Source organism: Vibrio hangzhouensis, from assembly GCF_900107935.1.
Classification (GTDB): domain Bacteria; phylum Pseudomonadota; class Gammaproteobacteria; order Enterobacterales; family Vibrionaceae; genus Vibrio; species Vibrio hangzhouensis.
In genome coordinates this window covers 1-7,933 of sequence record NZ_FNVG01000052.1, presented here as the reverse complement: position 1 = coordinate 7,933, position 7,933 = coordinate 1, and the positions used below count along the sequence as shown (strand labels likewise).

Annotated in this window: 7 protein-coding genes, 1 tRNA gene, 1 pseudogene and 1 riboswitch; all 9 genes and pseudogenes read left to right on the top strand. The window is 45.7% G+C overall.

Translation table 11 applies throughout. The features are described 5' to 3' along the window. The first annotated feature begins 35 nt into the window (after window positions 1-35). Window positions 36-112: transfer RNA gene (locus tag C4S60_RS23215), tRNA-Asp, on the top strand. A 674-nt stretch (window positions 113-786) separates the two neighbouring features. Then, a complete protein-coding gene (gene crcB / locus C4S60_RS23210; protein ID WP_103882887.1) occupies window positions 787-1,170 on the top strand; it encodes a fluoride efflux transporter CrcB in 384 nt (127 codons plus the stop codon). Window positions 1,171-1,225: 55 nt separating this feature from the next. Further along, window positions 1,226-1,325, top strand: a riboswitch (TPP riboswitch). A gap of 116 nt (window positions 1,326-1,441) precedes the next feature. Further along, a complete protein-coding gene (gene thiC, locus C4S60_RS23205) occupies window positions 1,442-3,364 on the top strand; it encodes a phosphomethylpyrimidine synthase ThiC (RefSeq protein ID WP_103882885.1) in 1,923 nt (640 codons plus the stop codon). A 24-nt stretch (window positions 3,365-3,388) separates the two neighbouring features. Beyond that, entirely contained in the window at window positions 3,389-4,633 is a 1,245-nt protein-coding gene (locus C4S60_RS23200) for a thiamine phosphate synthase (protein WP_244183184.1), read from the top strand. Next, on the top strand, window positions 4,626-5,393 hold the full coding sequence (locus C4S60_RS23195; RefSeq protein ID WP_103882883.1) for a HesA/MoeB/ThiF family protein: 768 nt from the start codon (window positions 4,626-4,628) through the stop codon (window positions 5,391-5,393). Before C4S60_RS23200 ends, C4S60_RS23195 begins: the two co-directional genes overlap by 8 nt. A 46-nt stretch (window positions 5,394-5,439) precedes the next feature. Continuing rightward, on the top strand, window positions 5,440-5,643 hold the full coding sequence (thiS, locus tag C4S60_RS23190; protein ID WP_103882881.1) for a sulfur carrier protein ThiS: 204 nt from the start codon (window positions 5,440-5,442) through the stop codon (window positions 5,641-5,643). A 3-nt stretch (window positions 5,644-5,646) separates the two neighbouring features. Continuing rightward, window positions 5,647-6,414, top strand: a complete 768-nt coding sequence (locus C4S60_RS23185) for a thiazole synthase (RefSeq protein ID WP_103882879.1) — start codon at window positions 5,647-5,649, stop codon at window positions 6,412-6,414. Window positions 6,415-6,423: 9 nt separating this feature from the next. Further along, complete coding sequence (thiH, locus tag C4S60_RS23180) at window positions 6,424-7,536, top strand: 2-iminoacetate synthase ThiH (RefSeq protein WP_103882877.1); 1,113 nt, start codon at window positions 6,424-6,426, stop codon at window positions 7,534-7,536. 116 nt (window positions 7,537-7,652) lie between these two features. Beyond that, window positions 7,653-7,933: pseudogene (locus C4S60_RS23175) on the top strand (IS3 family transposase); the annotation flags it as partial.

The window sequence follows — 7,933 nt, the reverse complement described above, 5'->3', positions numbered from 1 at the left end:
ATTTTGGACACTTGCGATAGCGAGTATGCCACTGCGGAGTGGTAGTTCAGTTGGTTAGAATACCGGCCTGTCACGCCGGGGGTCGCGGGTTCGAGTCCCGTCCACTCCGCCACTTATACTAAGCCCTAGTCTATCGACTAGGGCTTTTTTACATCCGTAGGATAGGTTCTCTTAACAAGAAAATGAGCCACGCTAGTCCGATGGTACGCAAGCCCGGACTCGGCGCCCCCGCCATTCCGCCACTTATTAAGAAGCCTCGTCTAACGACGAGGCTTTTTTCGTTGTCTGCGATTCAACCTCCTCATAAGTATGCAAGCTGTTACTCGAGCGCAGTACTCCCAGATCGTTCGCACCTTATTCAAGAAACTCGAAAGGACGCGGTGCTATCGTATCCAAGAGGGCAGGCGATTTATTGATGATGAGCTTCACTGTATGGACGCTCAGGCGTTTAAATCCATATAGTCTTAAGCTCTAACACTAATTCCTGTCTTTCTCTTGTCAGGGTGTTTCTGTGCAGTTCTATGAGTTGCTATACCTGACGTTGGATGTTAGTTAGCCTAAACGCTCAGACATCGAGTCGAGTATCGCTAGAATTCCGAAGTGAAATACAAAATCCCGATTTTGATGCGGATGAGAGGGAAAAAGTGACTCCTGTAACTTTTTTATTCTTTTCAGTATTGAGTGCTAGTTTATTCAGATGAAATATTAATTTTGGCTCTACTAATGTCAAAATTATGATGGGTCCGTATACTATTAGCCCTATAGATTTTTAATTTGGATTATAAGATGGGGCAGTTTTCAATATTGGGCTTTATCGCCATAGGTGGAGCCTTTGGTGCTTGTTCTCGATATCTGGTATCGGAACTTTGCATTGTACTATTTGGCCGAGGTTTCCCTTACGGAACATTGACGGTGAATGTCGTCGGCTCATTCATTATGGGGCTGTTGATAGCGGCTTTTGAAAACGAAGTACTGGCCCCTGAGCCCTGGCGTCAGATCATTGGTCTGGGCTTTCTTGGCGCTTTGACGACGTTCTCAACCTTCTCCATGGATAACGTATTGTTGATGCAGCAGGGGGCGTTTATCAAAATGGGGTTGAACGTGCTACTCAATGTATTATTGAGTATTTCTGCATGTTGGTTGGGCTTTCAACTTCTGATCAAAAGTTAAACAAAAGATACATTGAGTTATTGATGTATCAAAACAAATAGCCTTATAATCATGGCAATACTTGTCGGAGTGCCCATTGGGCTGAGACCGTTAATTCGGGATCCGTTGAACCTGATCTGGTTAGTACCAGCGAAGGGAACAAGAGAATAAAAGGAATTCCTTCCTCTTTTTATTTATCAAATAGCGCAAGCTATTGTGGTTGATACCTCTTGTATTCACACATCCGTCAAGCATTTATCTTTTATAACTATATGATATATAAGGAAATGCTATGTCGACACGTAAGCAAAATAGACTGGAAGCAAAAAACTTTATCGATACCCTTTCGGTGAAGCCTTACCCTAACTCAGAGAAAACCTATGTGCAGGGAAGTCGCAGTGATTTGCGCGTACCTATGCGCAAGATCTCTTTGGCTGATAGCCTGATCGGGGGAACGCAGGATAACCCGGTTTACTCACCAAATGAGCCCATTCATGTCTACGATACCTCTGGGGTATATACCGACCCAACTCATACTATTGACTTGTATTCAGGCCTCCCAAAGCTCAGAGAGCAATGGATTGAAGAGCGTTCAGATACCGATATTTTGTCAGGTGTGAGTTCCAAATTTGCCAAACAACGTCTTGAAGATGAAACCTTAGATGAACTACGTTACGGTCAGTTGCCCCGAATTCGACGTGGCGTTAAAGGAGCGTGTGTAACCCAGCTGCACTACGCACGAAAGGGAATTGTGACTCCAGAAATGGAGTATATTGCGATTCGTGAAAATATGGGACGCCAAAAGCTTAAAGACGAAGTACTTACTCAGCAACATCCAGGACAACACTTTGGTGCAAACCTGCCTCAAGAAATTACACCTGAGTTTGTGCGTATAGAAGTTGCTGAAGGCCGTGCCATTATCCCTTCCAACATCAATCACCCCGAATCAGAGCCGATGATCATTGGCCGTAATTTCCTAGTTAAGGTCAATGCCAATATTGGTAACTCATCAGTAACGTCATCGATTGAAGAAGAAGTTGAAAAGCTAGTGTGGGGCACGAGATGGGGAGCGGATACGGTAATGGATCTGTCTACTGGGCGCAATATTCACGAAACAAGGGAGTGGATTCTTCGCAATAGCCCAGTACCAATAGGAACTGTTCCAATGTATCAAGCGCTGGAAAAGGTTAATGGTGTAGCTGAAAACCTCACTTGGGAAGTGATGCGTGATACGCTGATCGAGCAAGCAGAGCAGGGGGTGGATTACTTTACCATTCATGCCGGTCTTTTGCTTCATCATATCCCACTCACGGCAAAACGTGTGACGGGCATTGTTAGCCGTGGTGGTTCTATCATTGCCAAATGGTGTTTGGCGCATCACGAAGAAAGCTTCCTCTATACCAACTTTAGAGAGATCTGTGAAATCTGTGCACGTTATGACGTGGCGCTGTCGCTCGGTGATGGACTACGTCCAGGGTCCATCGCTGATGCAAATGATGAAGCCCAGTTTGCCGAATTAAGAACATTGGGCAAGCTGACAAAAATTGCTTGGGAATACGATGTTCAGGTGATTATAGAAGGTCCCGGTCATGTACCTATGCACATGATAAAAGAGAACATGGAAGAACAGCTTGAGCATTGTCACGAAGCACCATTCTATACGCTAGGGCCTCTGACAACCGATATCGCTCCTGGCTATGATCACATTACTTCCGGCATAGGCGCTGCGATGATCGGTTGGTATGGCTGTGCGATGCTTTGTTATGTGACACCAAAAGAACACTTGGGTCTGCCAAATAAGGAAGACGTTAAAACCGGCCTTATCACCTATAAGCTTGCCGCTCATGCAGCTGATTTGGCTAAGGGACATCCTGGTGCCCAAATCCGCGACAATGCATTGTCAAAAGCTCGCTTTGAATTCCGTTGGGAAGACCAGTTTAACCTCTCTCTTGACCCAGATACCGCACGTCAGTTCCACGATGAAACGCTTCCTCAAGAGTCAGGAAAGGTTGCTCACTTCTGCTCAATGTGTGGACCTAAATTCTGTTCGATGAAAATCTCGCAAGAGGTAAGAGAGTACGCTAAGGACAAGCTACAACGCGACAATATCGCTATCACACTGCTCGATGATCCTTTAGAAGGTATGCGTCAAAAAGCTCAGGAGTTCAGAGCAACGGGTGCCGAGTTATATCACTCAGCTGTGAATGAAGAATAATTATTACAATCCAAGGAGCTTCCGTTGAAACTAATTTTGCCCTCTGGTTCACACACGTTGCGCACTCATATACTGAGTGTTCTTAGCTTAGCTAAGCAAGTCGGCTTTTCAACCGATAACATTACCGTGTCTTGTTCTGATGATCTCTACACTATCATTGTCCAACAAGGGGATAACGCGCGTCACATATCAGCAGATATCCTCGGCTCTATTTTCAATTCAGAAAGTAGCACGAATGAGCGTGATGTTCGTATACGCTATTTGCACGATATGAGTGAGAGCCAGCTTTCAACCTCACTAGAAGCAGCCCAACAAGGCGACGTGTTTGTTGATGTTGTAACTGCATCTCAATGGCTAGATGTGTGGTCGTGCAGAGAGAGAGTGATTAAAGCCTCAGCGGCAGCTTCTTCGGTTAATGATCACACTAAGCATTTGGCTTGGCTAGTGGTCAGTATTGCTTTGGACTTTCCACTTGAAGATGCTGTTATGGTGGCCAGAGCGGGTTGTGTTTCACGTGAAACATGGCCAAGTCACTTAAACCAATTCCCAAAGCCGGTAATTGAGAACGCTAACTTAGATATACGTGTCGGCTGGGCTGTCGAGGCGTCTAGTTTACCGTTTCCAACCGTAAGTAAATCAAAGCTTGGATTATACCCTGTCGTCGACAGCGTGGATTGGGTAGCGAAGTTACTAGACTTGGGTATTAAGACGGTACAGCTACGTATTAAGCAGTCGGACTCACCAGACCTAGAACAGCAGATTGTCCAAGCAATTGAACTTGGCACAAAGTATCGCGCACAAGTCTTCATCAATGACTACTGGCAACTAGCCATTAAGCATGGTGCTTATGGTGTTCACCTCGGCCAAGAGGATATTGAGATTGCCAACCTCAAGCTGTTAGCAGAACAAGGGATTGCTCTCGGCCTTTCTACTCACGGCTATTATGAGCTACTGCGTATTATTCAAATAAATCCTAGTTACATAGCGCTCGGCCATATCTTCCCAACTACCACTAAAGAAATGCCATCAAAGCCCCAGGGCTTGATTAAGCTCGGACTTTATCAGCGTTTGATTGATTCGATACCTTACGGTAAACAAATGGGGTATCCGACAGTCGCAATTGGTGGTATCGATTTGCAGACAGCAACAGCTGTTTGGAATTGTGGCGTGACAAGCTTGGCGGTAGTGCGTGCAATCACATTGGCTGACGATGTACACGACGTGATCCAACAATTTCACACCATCATGGATGGGGGTAGAGATGGTTAGTGATGGCCAGTTTAGGCAGTACCTACGCCAAATTAGTTTACCGAATATGGGTGAAAGTGTTCAGTGCAAGTTGCTCTCGGCCAATGTACTTATCGTTGGTTGTGGCGGCCTTGGCACGGCGGCGAGTATCTATTTGGCAGGTTCAGGGGTCGGGCGACTTGCTATCGCTGATGATGATGTGGTGGAAATTTCGAACCTACCCAGGCAAGTCACTTATCACGCCACTGATGTCGGTCGTGCAAAAATTGATTGCTTAAAGGCGAGCCTCCAAAGGCAAAACCCAGATATAGGAGTTCGGGCCATCAACAAAAAGCTTAGCGGCGATCAGCTACTACTAGAGATCTCTATAGCAGATATCGTACTTGATTGCTCAGACAACCTGGCAACCCGTCATTCAATTAATGTCTTTTGCAAACAAAGCAACACCGATCTCGTCAGCGGGGCTGCTATTGGTTGGAAAGGGCAACTAAGTGTGTTCCCGTTTTCAGCTCCACAGGATATCGCTTGCTATCGATGCTTGTATCCATTTGATGAAATCAAGGGTAGCAGTCGCTGCTCAGAATCGTCAGTCATGGGACCGGTCGTTGGCATAATAGGTCTATATCAAGCCCTGGAAACCATAAAGCTGCTGGCGGGTGTCCACCCACAAGTAGAGCAACAAAAGCCACCGACATTGAAGCTATTTGATGGCCTAAATGGCCAGTGGCAAACATTACAGATTGCACGCGAAAAAACGTGCTCAGTCTGTATCACGAACTGAATACATCACCAGTGTAATCTCAGATTATTAACTAGAGAGCAAAAAAATGATCCAAGTAACGGTCAATAATATTCTCCGACAAATTGAAACAGACAGTGCTCTTGAACAGCTTATCAAAGAGCTCGATATCGATACCCATGGGTGTGCCATTGCCGTCAATGACCAAATTGTTCCACGAACAGAATGGTCGACGTTTGTTGTTAAGAACGACATGTCCATCAATATTTTCCAAGCTATCGCAGGGGGGTAATTCATGCTAACTATTGCCGACAAAACTTTTGAATCTCGGCTGTTTACAGGAACTGGAAAGTTCTCAGATCAATCCCTTATGGTTCAAGCGTTAAAAGAAAGTGGATCCGAGCTCGCGACTATGGCGCTTAAGCGCGTTGATTTGCAGGGACAGGATGACAACATCTTACGCCCATTAATTGAAAATCGGATTAACCTATTGCCAAATACTTCTGGCGCCAAAAATGCCAGAGACGCAATTTTTGCTGCTCATCTTGCACGAGAAGCGCTAGGCACAAATTGGCTTAAGCTAGAAATTCATCCGGACCCAAAGTACTTACTACCGGATCCGATTGAAACCCTTAAAGCGGCGGAGCAGTTAGTGAAGGACGGTTTCATTGTCTTACCTTATTGCCACAGTGACCCGACTCTATGTAAACATCTAGAGGAAGCTGGCTGCGCTGCCGTCATGCCACTAGGGGCACCGATTGGAAGTAACAAGGGAATTGTCAGTAAGGATTTCCTAGAAATTATCATCGAACAAGCGAATGTGCCCGTTGTTGTTGATGCCGGTATTGGCGCGCCATCCCACGCTGCTATGGCAATGGAAATGGGGGCAGATGCAGTGTTGGTGAATACTGCAATAGCCGTGGCGGCTGATCCGGTTGCAATGGCGAAAGCATTTAAACTGGCCGTAGCAGCGGGGAGACTCGCATACGAAAGTGGTTTAGCAGGAACAGTAAACCATGCGATCGCTTCGAGCCCGTTAACAGCGTTTCTAGATTCCCAGTAGGAGAGCATCATGAGCTTTGTTGAGGAACATGCGAAGTATGATTGGGATGATGTCAGGCTTTCCATTTATGCCAAAACAGCCAAAGATGTTGAGCGTGCACTGTCAAAAACGCGCCTCGATCTCGAAGACTTTAAGGCGCTAATTAGCCCGGTAGCGGAACCCTATCTAGAGCAGATGGCACAGCGTTCATTCGTCCTCACGCGAAAGCGGTTCGGTCATACAATGTCTATGTACATTCCATTGTATCTTTCGAACCTGTGCGCGAATGTCTGCACTTATTGCGGTTTTTCGATGGAGAATCGTATTAAGCGCAAGACTCTTAGTGTTGGTGAGATAGATCGCGAATGTGAAGTCATCAAGCTGATGGGATTCGACAATATTCTGCTGGTGACGGGTGAGCATGAGAACAAGGTTGGTATGAAGTATTTCCAACAGGTGCTGCCGCAAATAAAAAAGCATTTTAGCTACTTGGCAATGGAAGTGCAGCCACTCAAAACCGAAGAATACTCGTTGCTGAAGCAACTTGGGCTCGACGCAGTGATGGTTTACCAGGAAACTTATCATCGTTCTACTTATGCGCAGCACCACTCGCGCGGTAATAAAATGGACTTTGATTACCGACTAGAGACACCTGATCGACTGGCTAAGGCTGGAATTGATAAGATAGGTATTGGCTCTTTGATTGGTCTGGAAGAGTGGCGTACTGACAGCTTCTTCGCTGCTGCGCACCTGCAATATCTAGAGAACCATTATTGGAAGACTCGATATTCGATCTCTTTCCCTAGGTTAAGACCTTGTGAGGGTGCACTGCAACCAAAGTCGGTAATGACAGACAAGCAGTTGGTTCAGCTTATCTGTGCATATCGATTGTTTAATAATGAAGTTGAGTTGTCTCTATCGACGAGAGAGTCGTCGTCGTTTCGTGATCACGTATACCCGTTGGGTATCACGAGTATCAGTGCTGCATCGAAAACTCAACCAGGTGGTTATGCAGATGAGCAGCAAGAGTTAGAGCAGTTTGCTATTAGTGATGAACGTAGTGCTGATGTCGTTGCTGCCTCGGTGAAGCAGGCAGGTATGGAGCCTGTATGGAAGGATTGGCATCAAACGTACTCGGGATAGTATTCCCAAAGTGTTTCACGTGAAACAAAAAAGGCGCTAGTAACAGCGCCTTTTTTACTACTGTGTACCGTCCTAAATAAGGTTGACACATTTCCAACATGAAATTGGAGAGTGTTATGAAATCAACAAGTAAACGCACCCAAAGAGACTATTCTCTTGCCTTTAAATTGGCCGTTGTAGACCAAGTAGAAAAAGGTGAAATGACATATCGACAAGCCCAAGACAGATATGGAATACAAGGTCGCTCTACAGTTTTAGTTTGGCTTCGTAAGCATGGTCAACTAGATTGGTCTAAGGGAACTGAGTATCTAAACATGGTGGGTAGTGATATGGCAGAGTCTTCATCCCCTCTAACTCCAGAGCAACGAATTAAAGAGCTTGAGCAACAGCTTGAAGA

Bases quoted from the DNA above. Each gene is read 5' to 3' on its own strand.
- thiC (WP_103882885.1), top strand. From the start codon at position 1,442: ATGTCGACACGTAAGCAAAATAGACTGGAAGCAAAAAACTTTATCGAT.
- C4S60_RS23195 (WP_103882883.1), top strand. From the start codon at position 4,626: ATGGTTAGTGATGGCCAGTTTAGGCAGTACCTACGCCAAATTAGTTTA.
- crcB (WP_103882887.1), top strand. From the start codon at position 787: ATGGGGCAGTTTTCAATATTGGGCTTTATCGCCATAGGTGGAGCCTTT.
- thiS (WP_103882881.1), top strand. From the start codon at position 5,440: ATGATCCAAGTAACGGTCAATAATATTCTCCGACAAATTGAAACAGAC.
- thiH (WP_103882877.1), top strand. From the start codon at position 6,424: ATGAGCTTTGTTGAGGAACATGCGAAGTATGATTGGGATGATGTCAGG.
- C4S60_RS23185 (WP_103882879.1), top strand. From the start codon at position 5,647: ATGCTAACTATTGCCGACAAAACTTTTGAATCTCGGCTGTTTACAGGA.